Genomic DNA, 18360 nt, shown 5'->3' with positions numbered 1-18360 from the left:
CCTGCGGCGCTGGGCGTCAAAATGGCGCTGCCGGAAGAAACTGTGGTCTGCGTTACTGGTGACGGCAGTATTCAGATGAATATTCAGGAGCTGTCTACAGCCTTGCAATACGAGCTTCCGGTGCTGGTGGTGAATCTTAATAACCGCTATCTGGGGATGGTGAAACAGTGGCAGGACATGATCTATTCCGGCCGTCATTCACAATCTTATATGCAATCTCTGCCAGATTTCGTCCGCCTGGCAGAAGCCTATGGTCATGTTGGTATCCAGATTTCGCGCCCGGATGAGCTGGAAAGTAAACTTGGCGAGGCGCTGGAACAGGTACGAAATAATCGCCTGGTATTTGTTGATGTCACCGTCGATGGCAGTGAGCACGTTTATCCGATGCAGATTCGCGGGGGCGGAATGGATGAAATGTGGTTAAGCAAAACGGAGAGAACCTGATTATGCGCCGGATATTATCAGTATTACTCGAAAATGAATCAGGCGCGTTATCCCGCGTGATCGGCCTTTTTGCCCAGCGTGGCTATAACATTGAAAGCCTGACCGTTGCGCCAACCGACGATCCGACATTATCGCGTATGACCATCCAGACCGTGGGCGATGAAAAAGTGCTTGAGCAAATCGAAAAGCAATTACACAAGCTGGTCGATGTGTTGCGCGTGAGCGAGCTGGGGCAGGGCGCGCACGTTGAGCGGGAGATTATGCTGGTGAAAATTCAGGCCAGCGGCTATGGACGTGACGAAGTGAAACGCAATACGGAAATATTTCGTGGGCAAATCATTGATGTCACGCCTTCGCTTTATACCGTTCAACTGGCAGGTACCAGCGATAAACTCGACGCATTTTTAGCATCGATTCGCGATGTGGCGAAAATTGTTGAAGTTGCCCGCTCCGGCGTCGTCGGTCTTTCGCGCGGCGATAAAATAATGCGTTGAGAATGATCTCAATGTGCAATTTGCAGCCCAATAAGTCACGTTGGGCTTTTTTTGCGAATTTAGTAGGAACCTGGAATAAAAGCAGTTGCCGCAGTTAATTTTCTGCGCTTAGATGTTAATGAATTTAATCCATACCAGTACAATGGTTATGGTTTTTACATTTTACGCAAGGGGCAATTGTGAAACTGGATGAAATCGCTCGGCTGGCGGGAGTGTCGCGGACCACTGCAAGCTATGTTATTAACGGCAAAGCGAAGCAATACCGTGTGAGCGACAAAACCGTTGAGAAAGTCATGGCAGTGGTGCGTGAGCACAATTACCACCCGAATGCCGTGGCGGCTGGGCTTCGTGCTGGACGCACACGTTCTATTGGTCTTGTTATCCCCGATCTTGAGAACACAAGTTATACCCGCATTGCTAACTATCTTGAACGCCAGGCGCGTCAACGCGGCTATCAGCTACTCATTGCTTGTTCCGAAGATCAGCCAGACAACGAAATGCGTTGTATTGAGCATCTTTTACAGCGTCAGGTCGATGCCATCATTGTTTCGACTTCGCTGCCGCCAGAGCATCCTTTCTATCAACGCTGGGCTAATGACCCGTTCCCAATTGTCGCGCTGGATCGCGCCCTCGATCGTGAACATTTCACCAGCGTGGTTGGTGCCGACCAGGATGATGCCGAAATGTTGGCGGAAGAGTTACGTAAGTTTCCGGCCGAAACAGTACTTTATCTTGGCGCGCTGCCGGAGCTTTCTGTCAGCTTCCTGCGTGAGCAGGGTTTCCGAACTGCCTGGAAAGATGATCCGCGCGAAGTGCATTTCCTTTATGCCAATAGCTATGAGCGGGAAGCTGCTGCCCAGTTATTCGAAAAATGGCTGGAAACGCATCCGATGCCGCAGGCGCTGTTCACTACCTCTTTTGCATTGTTGCAGGGAGTGATGGATGTCACGTTGCGTCGCGATGGTAAACTGCCTTCCGATCTGGCGATTGCCACCTTTGGCGATAACGAATTGCTCGACTTCTTACAATGTCCTGTGCTGGCCGTGGCTCAGCGTCATCGGGATGTCGCTGAGCGCGTGCTGGAGATTGTCCTGGCGAGTCTGGACGAGCCGCGTAAGCCAAAACCAGGCTTAACGCGCATCAAACGAAATCTCTATCGTCGCGGCGTACTCAGTCGTAGCTAAACGTTAAACAAAAAATGATGCGCCGGTTGATTGCGGCTGGCGCATTGAGTACGTAATTGGACATCAATATCCTTTATGTAAATAAGACTATTCCTGACTATTATCCATAAGACCTTCTAAATATCTCACCAATTAACTTCATTCGATGTGCTTAATGATAATTAAGTCGTAACGATGGATTGCGATTGCATTATTTTGTTACATGCAAATCGGCAATTGCCGATTAAACAAACACTTTTCTAATCTTTTACGCAAAGTCGCTGACGTCAGGCATGGCGCGTGCGCAACAGGGACTGTTATCCGGGGGCGATATGTCCTAAAATGCCGCTCGCGTCGCAAACTGACACTTTATATTTTCATTAAGGAAAAAGAAGTCGTTTTTAAAACGGTAATGATGAGTGGGATTTTTTCTTACAACTATTCATAACGTTAATTTGCTTCGTTCGTTGGGCGATTTTTAAACAATGCAGATATTAGTCGTAAACATCGGGTTTTTTGCTTCGGTAAGGAATGTTCCTGGCTTGACAAGCTTTTCCTCCGCTCCGTAAACTCCTTTTAGTGGGAATTTGTGGGATAAAGTGGTAATTGGGGGAAGACTGGCATGTTCCGGGGAGCAACGTTAGTCAATCTCGACAGTAAAGGGCGCTTATCGGTGCCCACCCGTTATCGGGAAGAGCTGCTCGGGAACGCTGCCGGTCAAATGGTGTGTACCATTGACATTCATCACCCATGTCTGCTGCTTTACCCCCTTCCTGAATGGGAAATTATCGAGCAAAAATTATCGCGTCTGTCGAGCATGAACCCGGTTGAGCGCCGTGTGCAGCGCCTTCTGTTAGGTCATGCCAGCGAATGTCAGATGGATGGCGCAGGTCGATTGTTAATCGCGCCAGTACTGCGGCAACATGCCGGGCTGACAAAAGAAGTGATGTTGGTTGGACAGTTCAATAAGTTTGAACTGTGGGATGAAACAACCTGGCATCAACAAGTCAGGGAAGATATCGACGCAGAACAGTTGGCTACCGAAAACTTATCGGAGCGGCTGCAGGACTTGTCTCTATAAAATGATGGAAAACTATAAACACACTACGGTGCTGCTGGATGAAGCCGTAAATGGCCTCAATATCCGTCCTGACGGTATCTACATTGATGGAACTTTTGGTCGCGGTGGTCACTCACGTCTGATCCTCTCGCAGCTTGGCGAAGAGGGACGTTTGCTGGCGATCGATCGCGATCCGCAGGCTATTGCCGTTGCGAAGACTATTGATGATCCGCGCTTCTCCATCATACATGGACCTTTCTCCGCGCTGGGCGAATACGTCGCCGAGCGTGATCTTATCGGCAAGATTGACGGCATTCTCCTCGATCTTGGCGTCTCTTCACCACAACTCGATGATGCTGAACGCGGTTTTTCCTTTATGCGCGATGGCCCGCTGGACATGCGTATGGATCCGACGCGCGGTCAATCCGCTGCTGAATGGCTACAAACTGCCGAAGAAGCCGATATCGCCTGGGTATTGAAAACGTATGGCGAAGAACGTTTCGCTAAACGTATTGCGCGCGCCATTGTCGAGCGTAACCGCGAACAGCCGATGACACGCACCAAAGAACTGGCAGAAGTGGTGGCGGCGGCAACGCCGGTGAAGGACAAATTCAAACATCCCGCGACCCGTACCTTCCAGGCGGTGCGCATCTGGGTAAACAGTGAACTGGAGGAGATAGAGCAGGCGCTAAAAAGCTCGCTCAACGTGCTGGCGCCAGGTGGGCGGCTTTCGATCATCAGTTTTCATTCGCTGGAAGACCGTATTGTGAAACGCTTTATGCGTGAAAACAGTCGTGGTCCGCAGGTTCCGGCAGGATTACCGATGACCGAAGAGCAGCTCAAAAAACTGGGTGGCCGTCAGTTGCGAGCACTAGGCAAGTTGATGCCGGGCGAAGAAGAGGTGGCAGAGAACCCTCGCGCCCGTAGTTCAGTTCTGCGTATTGCAGAGAGGACGAACGCATGATCAGCAGAGTGACAGAAGCTCTAAGCAAAGTTAAAGGATCGATGGGAAGTCACGAGCGCCATGCCTTGCCTGGCGTCATTGGTGACGATCTTTTGCGATTTGGGAAGCTGCCACTCTGCCTGTTCATTTGCATTATTTTGACGGCGGTGACTGTGGTGACCACAGCACACCATACCCGTTTGCTGACCGCTCAGCGCGAACAATTGGTGCTGGAGCGAGACGCTTTAGACATTGAATGGCGCAACCTGATTCTTGAAGAGAATGCGCTCGGCGACCATAGCCGGGTGGAAAGGATCGCCACGGAGAAGCTGCAAATGCAGCATGTCGATCCATCACAAGAAAATATCGTAGTGCAAAAATAAGGATAAACGCGACGCATGAAAGCAGCGGCGAAAACGCAGAAACCAAAACGTCAGGAAGAACATGCCAACTTTATCAGTTGGCGTTTTGCGTTGTTATGCGGCTGTATTTTACTGGCGCTGGCTTTTCTGCTCGGGCGCGTAGCGTGGTTACAGGTTATCTCCCCGGATATGCTGGTTAAAGAGGGCGACATGCGCTCTCTTCGCGTTCAACAAGTATCCACCTCACGCGGCATGATTACTGACCGCTCTGGTCGCCCATTAGCAGTAAGTGTGCCGGTAAAAGCGATCTGGGCTGACCCAAAAGAAGTGCATGACGCTGGTGGTATCAGCGTCGGTGACCGCTGGAAGGCGCTGGCTAACGCGCTTAACATTCCGCTGGATCAGCTCTCAGCCCGCATTAACGCCAACCCGAAAGGACGCTTTATTTATCTGGCGCGTCAGGTAAACCCTGACATGGCGGACTACATCAAGAAACTAAAACTACCGGGGATTCATCTGCGTGAAGAATCTCGCCGTTATTATCCGTCTGGCGAAGTGACCGCTCACCTCATCGGCTTTACCAACGTCGATAGTCAGGGGATTGAGGGTGTCGAGAAGAGTTTCGATAAATGGCTTACCGGGCAGCCGGGCGAACGCATTGTGCGAAAAGACCGCTACGGTCGCGTAATTGAAGATATTTCTTCCACCGACAGCCAGGCAGCGCACAACCTGGCGCTGAGTATTGATGAACGCCTGCAGGCGCTGGTTTATCGCGAACTCAACAACGCGGTGGCCTTTAACAAGGCGGAATCCGGTAGTGCCGTGCTGGTGGATGTCAACACCGGTGAAGTGCTGGCGATGGCTAACAGCCCGTCATATAACCCAAACAATCTGAGTGGCACGCCGAAAGAGGCGATGCGTAACCGTACCATCACCGACGTGTTTGAACCGGGTTCAACCGTCAAGCCGATGGTGGTGATGACTGCGCTGCAACGCGGCGTCGTGCGGGAAAACTCGGTACTGAATACCGTTCCTTATCGAATTAACGGCCACGAAATCAAAGACGTGGCGCGCTACAGCGAATTAACCCTGACCGGGGTATTACAGAAGTCGAGTAACGTCGGTGTTTCCAAGCTGGCGTTAGCGATGCCGTCCTCAGCGTTAGTAGACACTTACTCACGTTTTGGACTGGGAAAAGCGACCAATTTGGGGTTGGTCGGAGAACGCAGTGGCTTATATCCTCAAAAACAACGGTGGTCTGACATAGAGAGGGCCACCTTCTCTTTCGGCTACGGGCTAATGGTAACACCGTTACAGTTAGCGCGAGTCTACGCAACTATCGGCAGCTACGGCATTTATCGCCCGCTGTCGATTACTAAAGTTGACCCCCCGGTTCCCGGTGAACGTGTCTTCCCGGAATCCATTGTTCGCACCGTGGTGCATATGATGGAAAGCGTGGCGCTACCGGGCGGCGGTGGCGTGAAGGCGGCGATTAAAGGCTATCGTATCGCCATTAAAACCGGTACTGCGAAAAAGGTCGGGCCGGATGGTCGCTACATCAATAAATATATTGCTTATACCGCAGGCGTTGCGCCTGCGAGTCAGCCGCGCTTCGCGCTGGTTGTTGTTATCAACGATCCGCAGGCGGGTAAATACTACGGCGGCGCCGTTTCCGCGCCGGTCTTTGGTGCCATCATGGGCGGCGTATTGCGTACCATGAACATCGAGCCGGATGCGCTGACAACGGGCGATAAAAATGAATTTGTGATTAATCAAGGCGAGGGGACAGGTGGCAGATCGTAATTTGCGCGACCTTCTTGCTCCGTGGGTGCCAGACGCACCTTCGCGAGCACTGCGAGAGATGACACTCGACAGCCGTGTGGCTGCGGCGGGCGATCTCTTTGTAGCTGTAGTAGGTCATCAGGCGGACGGGCGTCGATATATCCCGCAGGCGATAGCGCAAGGTGTGGCTGCCATTATTGCAGAGGCGAAAGATGAGGCGACCGACGGTGAAATCCGTGAAATGCACGGCGTACCGGTCATCTATCTCAGCCAGCTCAATGAGCGTTTATCTGCACTGGCGGGCCGCTTTTACCATGAACCCTCTGACAATTTACGTCTCGTGGGCGTAACGGGCACCAACGGCAAAACCACGACTACCCAGCTTCTGGCGCAGTGGAGCCAACTGCTTGGCGAAACCAGCGCGGTAATGGGCACCGTTGGTAACGGCCTGCTGGGGAAAGTCATCCCGACGGAAAATACAACCGGATCGGCAGTTGACGTTCAGCATGAGCTGGCGGGGCTGGTGGATCAGGGCGCGACGTTTTGCGCAATGGAAGTTTCCTCCCACGGGCTGGTACAGCACCGTGTGGCGGCATTGAAATTTGCGGCGTCGGTCTTTACCAACTTAAGCCGCGATCACCTTGATTATCATGGTGATATGGAACACTACGAAGCCGCGAAATGGCTGCTTTATTCTGAGCATCATTGCGGTCAGGCGATTATTAACGCCGACGATGAAGTGGGCCGCCGCTGGCTGGCAAAACTGCCGGACGCGGTTGCGGTATCAATGGAAGATCATATCAATCCGAACTGTCACGGACGCTGGTTAAAAGCGATCGACGTGAACTATCACGACAGCGGTGCGGTGATTCGCTTTAGCTCAAGTTGGGGCGATGGCGAAATTGAAAGTCATCTGATGGGCGCTTTTAACGTCAGTAACTTGCTGCTGGCGCTGGCGACACTGCTGGCACTTGGCTATCCATTGACTGAACTGTTGAAAACCGCCGCGCGTCTGCAACCGGTTTGCGGACGTATGGAAGTGTTCACTGCACCAGGCAAACCGACGGTGGTGGTGGATTACGCGCATACGCCGGATGCACTGGAAAAAGCCTTACAGGCGGCGCGGCTGCACTGTGCGGGCAAGCTGTGGTGCGTCTTTGGCTGCGGTGGCGATCGCGATAAAGGTAAGCGTCCACTGATGGGCGCAATTGCTGAAGAATTTGCTGACGTGGCGGTGGTGACGGACGATAACCCGCGTACCGAAGAACCGCGCGCTATCATCAACGATATTCTGGCGGGAATGTTAGACGCCGGACATGTCAAAGTGATGGAAGGCCGCGCTGAAGCGGTAACGTGCGCCGTTATGCAGGCTAAAGAGAATGATGTGGTGCTGGTCGCGGGCAAAGGCCATGAAGATTATCAGATTGTTGGCAATCAGCGTCTGGACTACTCCGATCGCGTCACGGTGGCGCGTCTGCTGGGGGTGATTGCATGATTAGCGTAACCCTTAGCCAACTTACCGATATTCTCAACGGTGAACTGCAAGGTGCAGATATCACCCTTGATGCTGTAACCACTGACACGCGAAAACTGACGCCGGGCTGCCTGTTTGTTGCCCTGAAAGGCGAACGTTTCGATGCTCATGACTTTGCTGACCAGGCGAAAGCTGGCGGCGCGGGCGCACTACTGGTTAGCCGTCCGCTGGATATCGATCTGCCGCAGTTAATCGTTAAAGATACGCGTCTGGCGTTTGGTGAACTGGCTGCATGGGTTCGCCAGCAAGTTCCGGCGCGCGTGGTTGCTCTGACCGGTTCCTCCGGCAAAACCTCCGTTAAAGAGATGACGGCGGCGATTTTAAGCCAGTGCGGCAACACGCTTTATACGGCAGGCAATCTCAACAACGACATCGGCGTGCCGATGACGCTGTTGCGCTTAACGCCGGAATACGATTACGCAGTTATTGAACTTGGCGCGAACCATCAGGGCGAAATTGCCTGGACTGTGAGTCTGACTCGCCCGGAAGCGGCGCTGGTCAACAACCTGGCGGCGGCGCATCTGGAAGGCTTCGGTTCTTTGGAGGGCGTGGCAAAAGCGAAAGGTGAAATCTTTAGCGGCCTGCCGGAAAACGGTATCGCCATTATGAACGCCGACAACAACGACTGGCTGAACTGGCAGAGCGTAATTGGCTCACGCAAAGTGTGGCGTTTCTCACCCAATGCCGCCAACAGCGATTTCACCGCCACCAATATCCATGTGACTTCGCACGGTACGGAATTTACCCTGCAAACCCCAACGGGTAGCGTGGATGCTCTGCTACCGCTACCAGGGCGTCACAATATTGCGAATGCGCTGGCAGCCGCTGCGCTCTCCATGTCCGTGGGCGCAACGCTTGATGCTATCAAAGCGGGGCTGGCAAATCTGAAAGCTGTTCCAGGTCGTTTGTTCCCCATTCAACTGGCGGAAAACCAGTTGCTGCTTGACGACTCCTACAACGCTAACGTCGGTTCCATGACCGCCGCTGTTCAGGTTCTGGCTGAGATGCCGGGCTACCGTGTACTGGTTGTCGGCGATATGGCGGAACTGGGCGCTGAAAGCGAAGCCTGCCATGTACAGGTGGGCGAAGCGGCAAAAGCTGCCGGTATTGACCGTGTATTAAGCGTGGGTAAACAAAGCCATGCTATCAGCACCGCCAGCGGTGTTGGCGAACATTTTGCTGATAAATCCGCGTTAATTACGCGTCTTAAGTCACTGATTGCAGAGCAACAGGTGATTACGATTTTAGTTAAGGGTTCACGTAGTGCTGCCATGGAAGAGGTAGTACGCGCTTTACAGGAGAATGGGACATGTTAGTTTGGCTGGCCGAACATTTGGTCAAATATTATTCCGGCTTTAACGTCTTTTCCTATCTGACGTTTCGCGCCATCGTCAGCCTGCTGACCGCGCTGTTCATCTCATTGTGGATGGGGCCGCGCATGATTGCTCATCTGCAAAAACTCTCCTTTGGTCAGGTGGTGCGTAACGATGGCCCGGAATCGCACTTCAGCAAGCGCGGTACGCCGACTATGGGCGGGATTATGATCCTGACGGCGATTGTGATCTCCGTACTGCTGTGGGCTTACCCGTCTAACCCGTATGTCTGGTGCGTACTGGTGGTGCTGGTTGGTTACGGCATCATTGGCTTCGTTGATGACTATCGCAAAGTGGTGCGCAAAGACACCAAAGGGTTGATCGCACGCTGGAAGTATTTCTGGATGTCGGTCATTGCGCTGGGTGTTGCTTTCGCTTTGTACCTTGCCGGGAAAGACACGCCAGCAACGCAATTGGTTGTACCGTTCTTTAAGGATGTGATGCCGCAGTTAGGTTTGTTCTACATCCTGCTGGCCTACTTCGTTATTGTCGGCACCGGTAACGCAGTAAACCTGACCGATGGTCTTGATGGCCTGGCGATTATGCCGACCGTATTTGTCGCTGGTGGTTTTGCGCTGGTGGCGTGGGCGACCGGCAACATGAACTTTGCCAGCTATTTACACATACCGTATCTGCGACATGCAGGGGAACTGGTCATTGTCTGTACCGCGATAGTCGGAGCAGGGCTGGGCTTCCTGTGGTTTAACACCTATCCGGCACAGGTCTTTATGGGCGATGTTGGTTCGTTGGCATTAGGCGGCGCGTTGGGCATTATCGCCGTACTGCTGCGTCAGGAATTCCTGCTGGTGATTATGGGCGGCGTGTTTGTCGTCGAAACCCTGTCGGTTATTTTGCAAGTCGGCTCCTTTAAACTGCGCGGGCAACGTATTTTCCGCATGGCGCCGATTCATCACCACTATGAACTGAAAGGCTGGCCGGAACCGCGCGTCATTGTGCGTTTCTGGATTATTTCGCTGATGCTGGTCCTGATTGGTCTGGCAACGCTGAAGGTACGTTAATCATGGCTGATTACCTGGGTAAAAATGTCGTTATTATCGGCCTGGGCCTCACCGGGCTTTCTTGCGTGGACTTTTTCCTTGCTCGCGGCGTGACGCCGCGCGTAATGGATACGCGTATGACACCGCCTGGCCTGGATAAATTACCCGAAGCGGTGGAGCGCCATACTGGCGGTCTCAATGATGAATGGCTGATGGCGGCAGATCTGATTGTCGCCAGCCCCGGCATTGCGCTGGCGCATCCGTCCCTAAGCGCCGCTGCCGATGCCGGAATTGAAATTGTTGGCGATATCGAGCTGTTCTGCCGCGAAGCACAAGCGCCGATTGTGGCGATCACCGGTTCTAACGGCAAAAGCACTGTTACTACCTTAGTGGGCGAAATGGCGAAAGCAGCAGGTGTTAACGTTGGCGTGGGTGGCAACATTGGCCTGCCAGCCTTGATGCTGCTGGATGCTGAGTGCGAACTGTACGTGCTGGAACTGTCAAGCTTCCAGCTGGAAACGACTTCCAGCTTACAGGCGGTGGCGGCGACCATTCTGAACGTGACTGAAGATCATATGGATCGCTATCCATTTGGTTTACAGCAGTATCGTGCGGCAAAACTGCGTATTTACGAAAACGCAAAAGTTTGCGTGGTTAATGCCGATGATGCCTTAACGATGCCGATTCGCGGTGCAGATGAACGTTGTGTCAGCTTCGGCGTCAATATGGGTGACTATCACCTGAACCATCAGCAGGGTGAAACCTGGCTGCGGGTGAAAGGCGAGAAAGTGTTGAACGTGAAAGAGATGAAACTTTCCGGGCAGCATAACTACACCAATGCGCTGGCAGCACTGGCGCTGGCAGATGCCGCAGGGTTACCGCGTGCCAGCAGCCTGAAAGCATTAACCACCTTTACCGGTCTGCCGCATCGCTTTGAAGTGGTGCTGGAGCATAACGGTGTGCGCTGGATTAACGATTCGAAAGCGACCAACGTCGGTAGTACCGAAGCGGCGCTGAATGGCCTGCACGTAGACGGCACGCTGCATTTGTTGCTGGGTGGCGATGGTAAATCGGCAGACTTCAGCCCACTGGCGCGCTATCTGAATGGCGATAACGTGCGTCTGTATTGTTTCGGTCGTGATGGCGCACAGTTGGCGGCGCTACGCCCGGAAGTGGCAGAACAAACCGAAACGATGGAACAGGCGATGCGCTTGCTGGCTCCGCGTGTTCAGCCGGGCGATATGGTTCTGCTCTCCCCGGCATGTGCCAGCCTTGATCAGTTCAAGAACTTTGAACAACGAGGCAATGAGTTTGCTCGTCTGGCGAAGGAGTTAGGTTGATGCGTTTATCTCTCCCTCGCCTGAAAATGCCGCGCCTGCCGGGATTCAGTATCCTGGTCTGGATCTCCACGGCGCTAAAGGGCTGGGTGATGGGCTCGCGGGAAAAAGATACCGACAGCCTGATCATGTACGATCGCACCTTGCTGTGGCTGACCTTCGGCCTCGCGGCGATTGGCTTTATCATGGTGACCTCGGCGTCAATGCCCATAGGGCAACGCTTAACCAACGATCCGTTCTTCTTCGCGAAGCGTGATGGCGTCTATCTGATCCTGGCGTTCATTCTGGCGATCATTACGCTGCGTCTGCCGATGGAGTTTTGGCAACGCTACAGTGCCACGATGCTGCTCGGATCAATCATCCTGTTGATGATCGTGCTGGTGGTGGGTAGCTCGGTTAAAGGGGCATCGCGTTGGATCGATCTTGGCTTGTTGCGTATCCAGCCAGCCGAACTGACCAAGCTGTCGCTGTTTTGCTATATCGCCAACTATCTGGTGCGCAAAGGCGACGAAGTGCGTAATAACCTGCGTGGCTTCCTGAAACCGATGGGCGTGATTCTGGTGCTGGCGGTGTTGCTGCTGGCGCAGCCAGACCTCGGTACGGTGGTGGTGCTGTTTGTGACCACGCTGGCAATGCTATTCCTGGCGGGGGCGAAATTGTGGCAGTTCATTGCCATTATCGGTATGGGGATTTCAGCGGTTGTGTTGCTGATCCTCGCTGAACCGTACCGTATCCGCCGTGTTACCGCATTCTGGAACCCGTGGGAAGATCCCTTCGGCAGCGGCTATCAGTTAACGCAATCGCTGATGGCGTTTGGTCGCGGCGAACTGTGGGGGCAAGGTTTAGGTAACTCGGTACAAAAACTGGAGTATCTGCCGGAAGCGCACACTGACTTTATTTTCGCCATTATCGGCGAAGAACTGGGGTATATCGGTGTGGTGCTGGCGCTTTTAATGGTATTCTTCGTCGCTTTTCGCGCGATGTCGATTGGTCGTAAAGCGTTAGAAATTGACCATCGTTTTTCCGGTTTTCTCGCTTGTTCAATTGGCATCTGGTTTAGTTTCCAGGCACTGGTTAACGTAGGCGCGGCGGCAGGGATGTTACCGACTAAAGGTTTGACATTGCCGCTAATCAGTTACGGTGGTTCGAGCTTACTGATTATGTCAACAGCCATCATGATGCTGTTGCGTATTGATTATGAAACGCGTCTGGAGAAAGCGCAGGCGTTTGTACGAGGTTCACGATGAGTGGTCAAGGAAAGCGATTAATGGTGATGGCAGGCGGAACCGGTGGACATGTATTCCCGGGACTGGCGGTTGCGCATCATTTAATGGCCCAGGGGTGGCAAGTTCGCTGGCTGGGTACTGCCGATCGTATGGAAGCGGACTTAGTACCGAAGCACGGTATCGAGATCGACTTTATTCGTATCTCTGGTCTACGCGGTAAGGGTATTAAAGCGTTACTCGCAGCTCCGTTGCGTATCTTTAACGCCTGGCGTCAGGCGCGGGCGATTATGAAAGCGTATAAACCTGACGTGGTGCTCGGTATGGGCGGCTACGTATCAGGTCCAGGTGGTCTGGCAGCGTGGTCGTTAGGCATTCCGGTCGTACTTCATGAACAAAACGGTATTGCGGGCTTAACCAATAAATGGCTGGCGAAGATTGCGACCAAAGTGATGCAGGCGTTTCCAGGCGCTTTCCCTAATGCGGAAGTGGTGGGTAATCCTGTTCGTACCGATGTGCTGGCGCTGCCGTTGCCGCAGCAACGTTTGGCTGGACGTGAAGGTTCGGTTCGTGTGTTGGTAGTGGGTGGTTCTCAGGGCGCACGCATTCTTAACCAGACAATGCCGCTGGTTGCAGCAAAGCTGGGCGATTCAGTCACTATCTGGCATCAGAGCGGCAAAGGTTCGCAACAATCCGTTGAACAAGCGTATGCCGAAGCAGGGCAACCGCAGCATAAAGTGACGGAATTTATTGATGATATGGCGGCGGCGTATGCGTGGGCGGATGTTGTCGTTTGCCGCTCTGGTGCGTTGACGGTGAGTGAAATCGCTGCGGCGGGGTTACCAGCATTGTTTGTGCCGTTTCAGCATAAAGACCGCCAGCAATACTGGAATGCACTGCCGCTGGAAAAAGCGGGCGCAGCCAAAATTATCGAGCAACCACAGCTTACTGTGGATGCTGTCGCCAACACCCTGGCCGGGTGGTCGCGAGAAACCTTATTAACCATGGCAGAACGCGCCCGTGCTGCATCCATCCCGGATGCCACCGAGCGAGTGGCAAATGAAGTGAGCCGAGCTGCCCGGGCGTAATTGTGGCGATGCCTTTTGCATCGCATGAATTTGAGAAGTTAATGGCGTAAAGAATGAATACACAACAATTGGCAAAACTGCGTTACATCGTGCCCGAAATGCGTCGCGTTCGGCACATTCACTTTGTCGGCATCGGTGGTGCCGGTATGGGCGGTATTGCCGAAGTTCTGGCCAATGAAGGGTATCAGATCAGTGGTTCAGATTTAGCGCCAAATCCGGTCACGCAGCAGTTAATGAATCTGGGGGCGACGATTTACTTCAACCATCGCCCGGAAAACGTGCGCGACGCCAGCGTGGTCGTTGTTTCCAGTGCAATTTCTGCTGACAACCCTGAGATTGTTGCCGCCCATGAAGCGCGTATTCCGGTGATCCGTCGCGCGGAAATGCTGGCTGAGTTAATGCGTTTTCGTCATGGCATCGCCATTGCCGGAACGCACGGCAAAACGACAACCACCGCGATGGTTTCCAGCATCTATGCGGAAGCGGGTCTCGATCCAACTTTCGTTAACGGTGGGCTGGTAAAAGCGGCTGGCGTTCATGCACGTTTGGGGCATGGCCGCTACCTGATTGCCGAAGCGGATGAGAGCGATGCATCGTTCCTGCATCTGCAACCCATGGTGGCGATTGTCACCAATATCGAAGCCGACCATATGGATACCTACCAGGGCGACTTTGAGAATTTAAAACAGACCTTTATTAATTTTCTGCACAACCTGCCGTTTTATGGGCGTGCGGTAATGTGTGTTGACGATCCGGTGATCCGCGAATTGTTACCGCGCGTGGGGCGTCAGACCACAACTTACGGCTTCAGCGAAGATGCCGACGTGCGTGTAGAAGATTATCAGCAGATTGGTCCGCAGGGACACTTTACGCTGCTACGCCAGGACAAAGAGCCAATGCGCGTAACCCTGAATGCGCCTGGTCGTCATAATGCGCTGAACGCGGCGGCTGCGGTTGCGGTTGCTACGGAAGAGGGGATTGACGACGACGCTATTCTGCGTGCGCTGGAGAGCTTCCAGGGAACCGGTCGTCGCTTCGATTTCCTCGGTGAATTCCCGCTGGAGCCGGTCAACGGTAAAAGTGGTACAGCAATGCTGGTCGATGACTACGGTCACCACCCGACCGAAGTGGACGCCACCATTAAGGCGGCGCGTGCAGGCTGGCCGGATAAAAACCTGGTAATGCTGTTTCAGCCGCACCGTTTTACCCGTACGCGCGACCTGTATGATGATTTCGCCAATGTGCTGACGCAGGTTGATACCCTGTTGATGCTGGAAGTGTATCCGGCTGGCGAAGCGCCAATTCCGGGAGCGGACAGCCGTTCGCTGTGTCGCACGATTCGTGGACGTGGGAAAATTGACCCCATCCTGGTGCCGGACCCGGCGCAGGTAGCCGAGATGCTAGCACCGGTATTAACCGGTAACGACCTGATTCTCGTTCAGGGGGCTGGTAATATCGGAAAAATTGCCCGTTCTTTAGCTGAAATCAAACTGAAGCCGCAAACTCCGGAGGAAGAACAACATGACTGATAAAATCGCGGTTCTGTTGGGCGGAACTTCCGCAGAACGGGAAGTTTCTTTGAACTCTGGTACCGCAGTGTTAGCCGGGCTGCGCGAAGGCGGCGTCGACGCGCATCCTGTCGACCCGAAAGAAGTTGACGTGACGCAACTGAAATCGATGGGATTTCAGAAAGTATTTATCGCTCTGCACGGGCGCGGCGGTGAAGACGGCACATTGCAGGGGATGCTTGAGCTGATGGGACTGCCTTATACCGGCAGCGGAGTGATGGCATCTGCGCTTTCAATGGATAAACTACGCAGCAAACTGCTGTGGCAAGGTGCTGGTTTACCCGTAGCGCCGTGGGTAGCGTTAACCCGCGCAGAGTTTGAAAAAGGCATTAGCGATAAGCAGTTAGCCGAAATTTCTGCTCTGGGTTTACCATTAATCGTTAAGCCGAGCCGCGAAGGTTCCAGCGTGGGAATGTCAAAAGTAGTAGCAGAAAATGCTCTACAAGATGCATTAAGATTGGCATTTCAGCACGATGAAGAAGTATTGATTGAAAAATGGCTAAGTGGGCCGGAGTTCACTGTTGCGATACTCGGTGAAGAAATTTTACCGTCAATACGTATTCAACCCGCCGGAACCTTCTATGATTATGAGGCGAAGTATCTCTCTGATGAGACACAGTATTTCTGCCCCGCAGGTTTAGACGCGGCACAAGAGGCCAATTTGCAGGCATTAGTGCTGAAAGCATGGACGACGTTAGGTTGCAAAGGATGGGGGCGTATTGATGTCATGCTGGACAGCGATGGACAGTTTTATCTGCTGGAAGCCAATACCTCTCCGGGTATGACCAGCCACAGTCTGGTGCCGATGGCGGCACGTCAGGCAGGCTTAAGCTTCTCGCAGTTGGTAGTACGAATTCTGGAACTGGCGGACTAATATGTCGCAGGCTGCTCTGAACACGCGAAACAGTGAAGAAGAAATTTCTTCTCACCGCAATAATGGAACGCGTCTGGCGGGGATACTTTTCCTGCTGACGGTTTTAACGACTGTGTTGGTGAGCGGCTGGGTCGTGTTGGGCTGGATGGAAGATGCGCAACGCCTGCCGCTCTCAAAGCTGGTGTTGACCGGTGAACGCCATTACACGCGTAATGACGATATCCGGCAGTCGATCCTGGCATTGGGTGAGCCGGGTACTTTTATGACTCAGGATGTCAACATCATCCAGACGCAAATTGAACAACGCCTGCCGTGGATTAAGCAGGTGAGCGTCAGAAAGCAGTGGCCTGATGAATTGAAGATTCATCTGGTTGAATATGTGCCGATTGCGCGGTGGAATGATCAACATATGGTAGACGCCGAAGGAAACACCTTCAGCGTGCCGCCAGATCGCACCAGCAAGCAGGTGCTCCCGATGTTGTATGGCCCGGAAGGCAGCGCCAATGAAGTGTTGCAGGGTTATCGCGAAATGGGGCAAATGCTGGCAAAGGACAGATTTACTCTGAAGGAAGCGGCAATGACCGCGCGGCGTTCCTGGCAGTTGACGCTGAATAACGATATTAAGCTCAACCTTGGCCGGGGCGATACGATGAAACGTTTGGCTCGCTTTGTAGAACTTTATCCGGTTTTACAGCAGCAGGCGCAAACCGATGGCAAACGGATTAGCTACGTTGATTTGCGTTATGACTCTGGAGCGGCAGTAGGCTGGGCGCCCTTGCCGCCGGAGGAATCTACTCAGCAACAAAATCAGGCACAGGCAGAACAACAATGATCAAGGCGACGGACAGAAAACTGGTAGTAGGACTGGAGATCGGCACCGCGAAGGTTGCCGCTTTAGTAGGGGAAGTTCTGCCCGACGGTATGGTCAATATCATTGGTGTGGGCAGCTGCCCGTCACGTGGTATGGATAAAGGCGGGGTTAACGACCTCGAATCTGTGGTCAAATGCGTACAACGCGCCATTGACCAGGCAGAATTGATGGCAGATTGCCAGATCTCTTCGGTATATCTGGCGCTTTCTGGTAAGCACATCAGCTGCCAGAATGAAATTGGTATGGTGCCCATTTCTGAAGAAGAAGTGACGCAAGAAGATGTGGAAAACGTCGTCCATACCGCGAAATCGGTGCGTGTGCGCGATGAACATCGTGTGCTGCATGTGATCCCGCAAGAGTATGCCATTGACTATCAGGAAGGGATCAAAAATCCGGTAGGACTTTCGGGCGTGCGAATGCAGGCGAAAGTGCACCTGATCACATGTCACAACGATATGGCGAAAAACATTGTCAAAGCGGTTGAACGTTGTGGGCTGAAAGTTGACCAACTGATATTTGCCGGACTGGCATCAAGTTATTCGGTATTGACGGAAGACGAACGTGAACTGGGAGTCTGCGTCGTCGATATCGGTGGTGGTACAATGGATATCGCCGTTTATACCGGTGGGGCATTGCGCCACACCAAGGTAATTCCTTATGCTGGCAATGTGGTGACCAGCGACATTGCCTATGCCTTTGGCACGCCGCCAAGCGACGCCGAAGCGATTAAAGTTCGCCATGGCTGCGCGTTGGGTTCCATCGTCGGTAAAGATGAGAGCGTGGAAGTGCCGAGCGTAGGTGGGCGACCACCGCGTAGTCTGCAACGTCAGACGCTGGCGGAGGTGATTGAGCCACGGTATACCGAGTTGCTCAACCTGGTCAACGAAGAGATATTGCAGCTGCAGGAAAAGCTTCGCCAACAAGGCGTGAAACATCACCTGGCGGCGGGCATTGTATTAACCGGTGGCGCGGCGCAGATCGAAGGACTTGCCGCCTGCGCTCAGCGCGTGTTTCATACGCAGGTGCGTATTGGCGCGCCGCTGAATATCACCGGTTTAACTGATTATGCTCAGGAGCCGTATTACTCGACGGCTGTGGGATTGCTTCACTACGGGAAAGAGTCACATCTTAACGGTGAAGCGGAAGTAGAAAAACGTGTTACAGCATCAGTTGGCTCGTGGATCAAGCGACTCAATAGTTGGCTGCGAAAAGAGTTTTAATTTTTATGAGGTCGACGGTGATTACG

Annotated in this window: 18 protein-coding genes; all 18 read left to right on the top strand. The window is 53.2% G+C overall.

Going from position 1 to position 18360, the window contains the following annotated elements:
• On the top strand, positions 1-444 hold a 444-nt coding region (locus EQY_RS0103870; protein ID WP_000295787.1), incomplete at its 5' end, for a thiamine pyrophosphate-dependent enzyme.
• 2 nt (positions 445-446) lie between these two features.
• Positions 447-938 (top strand): acetolactate synthase small subunit, encoded by a 492-nt coding sequence (gene ilvN, locus EQY_RS0103865; RefSeq protein WP_010355142.1) that lies wholly within the window; start codon positions 447-449, stop codon positions 936-938.
• 11 nt (positions 939-949) lie between these two features.
• Positions 950-1036 (top strand): hypothetical protein, encoded by an 87-nt coding sequence (locus EQY_RS26050; RefSeq protein WP_032224418.1) that lies wholly within the window; start codon positions 950-952, stop codon positions 1034-1036.
• Positions 1037-1117: 81 nt separating this feature from the next.
• A complete protein-coding gene (gene cra, locus EQY_RS0103855; protein WP_000762401.1) occupies positions 1118-2122 on the top strand; it encodes a catabolite repressor/activator in 1005 nt (334 codons plus the stop codon).
• A gap of 601 nt (positions 2123-2723) precedes the next feature.
• On the top strand, positions 2724-3182 hold the full coding sequence (gene mraZ / locus EQY_RS0103850) for a division/cell wall cluster transcriptional repressor MraZ (protein ID WP_000488288.1): 459 nt from the start codon (positions 2724-2726) through the stop codon (positions 3180-3182).
• A 1-nt stretch (position 3183) separates the two neighbouring features.
• Entirely contained in the window at positions 3184-4125 is a 942-nt protein-coding gene (gene rsmH / locus EQY_RS0103845; protein ID WP_000970479.1) for a 16S rRNA (cytosine(1402)-N(4))-methyltransferase RsmH, read from the top strand.
• Positions 4122-4487, top strand: coding sequence for a cell division protein FtsL (gene ftsL / locus EQY_RS0103840; RefSeq protein WP_000625658.1), 366 nt, complete (start codon positions 4122-4124; stop codon positions 4485-4487). The genes rsmH and ftsL overlap by 4 nt, the downstream gene beginning before the upstream one ends.
• Before the next feature lie 15 nt (positions 4488-4502).
• Complete coding sequence (ftsI, locus tag EQY_RS0103835) at positions 4503-6269, top strand: peptidoglycan glycosyltransferase FtsI (RefSeq protein WP_000642204.1); 1767 nt, start codon at positions 4503-4505, stop codon at positions 6267-6269.
• Positions 6256-7743 carry a UDP-N-acetylmuramoyl-L-alanyl-D-glutamate--2,6-diaminopimelate ligase gene (gene murE / locus EQY_RS0103830; protein WP_000785114.1) on the top strand — a complete coding sequence of 496 codons (1488 nt, stop codon included), beginning with the start codon at positions 6256-6258 and terminating at the stop codon, positions 7741-7743. The genes ftsI and murE overlap by 14 nt, the downstream gene beginning before the upstream one ends.
• Positions 7740-9098 (top strand): UDP-N-acetylmuramoyl-tripeptide--D-alanyl-D-alanine ligase, encoded by a 1359-nt coding sequence (gene murF, locus EQY_RS0103825; RefSeq protein ID WP_000626700.1) that lies wholly within the window; start codon positions 7740-7742, stop codon positions 9096-9098. The genes murE and murF overlap by 4 nt, the downstream gene beginning before the upstream one ends.
• Entirely contained in the window at positions 9092-10174 is a 1083-nt protein-coding gene (gene mraY, locus EQY_RS0103820) for a phospho-N-acetylmuramoyl-pentapeptide-transferase (RefSeq protein ID WP_000964122.1), read from the top strand. Before murF ends, mraY begins: the two co-directional genes overlap by 7 nt.
• A 2-nt stretch (positions 10175-10176) precedes the next feature.
• On the top strand, positions 10177-11493 hold the full coding sequence (murD, locus tag EQY_RS0103815) for a UDP-N-acetylmuramoyl-L-alanine--D-glutamate ligase (RefSeq protein ID WP_000796424.1): 1317 nt from the start codon (positions 10177-10179) through the stop codon (positions 11491-11493).
• Complete coding sequence (gene ftsW / locus EQY_RS0103810; RefSeq protein WP_010345404.1) at positions 11493-12737, top strand: cell division protein FtsW; 1245 nt, start codon at positions 11493-11495, stop codon at positions 12735-12737. The genes murD and ftsW overlap by 1 nt, the downstream gene beginning before the upstream one ends.
• Positions 12734-13801 (top strand): undecaprenyldiphospho-muramoylpentapeptide beta-N-acetylglucosaminyltransferase, encoded by a 1068-nt coding sequence (gene murG / locus EQY_RS0103805; RefSeq protein ID WP_000016573.1) that lies wholly within the window; start codon positions 12734-12736, stop codon positions 13799-13801. Before ftsW ends, murG begins: the two co-directional genes overlap by 4 nt.
• A 53-nt stretch (positions 13802-13854) precedes the next feature.
• Complete coding sequence (murC, locus tag EQY_RS0103800; RefSeq protein WP_001096083.1) at positions 13855-15330, top strand: UDP-N-acetylmuramate--L-alanine ligase; 1476 nt, start codon at positions 13855-13857, stop codon at positions 15328-15330.
• Entirely contained in the window at positions 15323-16243 is a 921-nt protein-coding gene (gene ddlB / locus EQY_RS0103795) for a D-alanine--D-alanine ligase (RefSeq protein WP_000130081.1), read from the top strand. Before murC ends, ddlB begins: the two co-directional genes overlap by 8 nt.
• Before the next feature lies 1 nt (position 16244).
• Positions 16245-17075, top strand: coding sequence for a cell division protein FtsQ (gene ftsQ / locus EQY_RS0103790; protein ID WP_000075731.1), 831 nt, complete (start codon positions 16245-16247; stop codon positions 17073-17075).
• Complete coding sequence (ftsA, locus tag EQY_RS0103785; protein WP_000588474.1) at positions 17072-18334, top strand: cell division protein FtsA; 1263 nt, start codon at positions 17072-17074, stop codon at positions 18332-18334. The genes ftsQ and ftsA overlap by 4 nt, the downstream gene beginning before the upstream one ends.
• The last annotated feature ends 26 nt before the right edge of the window (positions 18335-18360 follow it).

Origin of the sequence: Escherichia sp. TW14182, from assembly GCF_000208525.1 — a bacterium.
Lineage (GTDB): Bacteria > Pseudomonadota > Gammaproteobacteria > Enterobacterales > Enterobacteriaceae > Escherichia > Escherichia ruysiae.
Note: the sequence above shows the minus strand (reverse complement) of the source record. Positions and strands in the feature narration are given on the sequence as shown.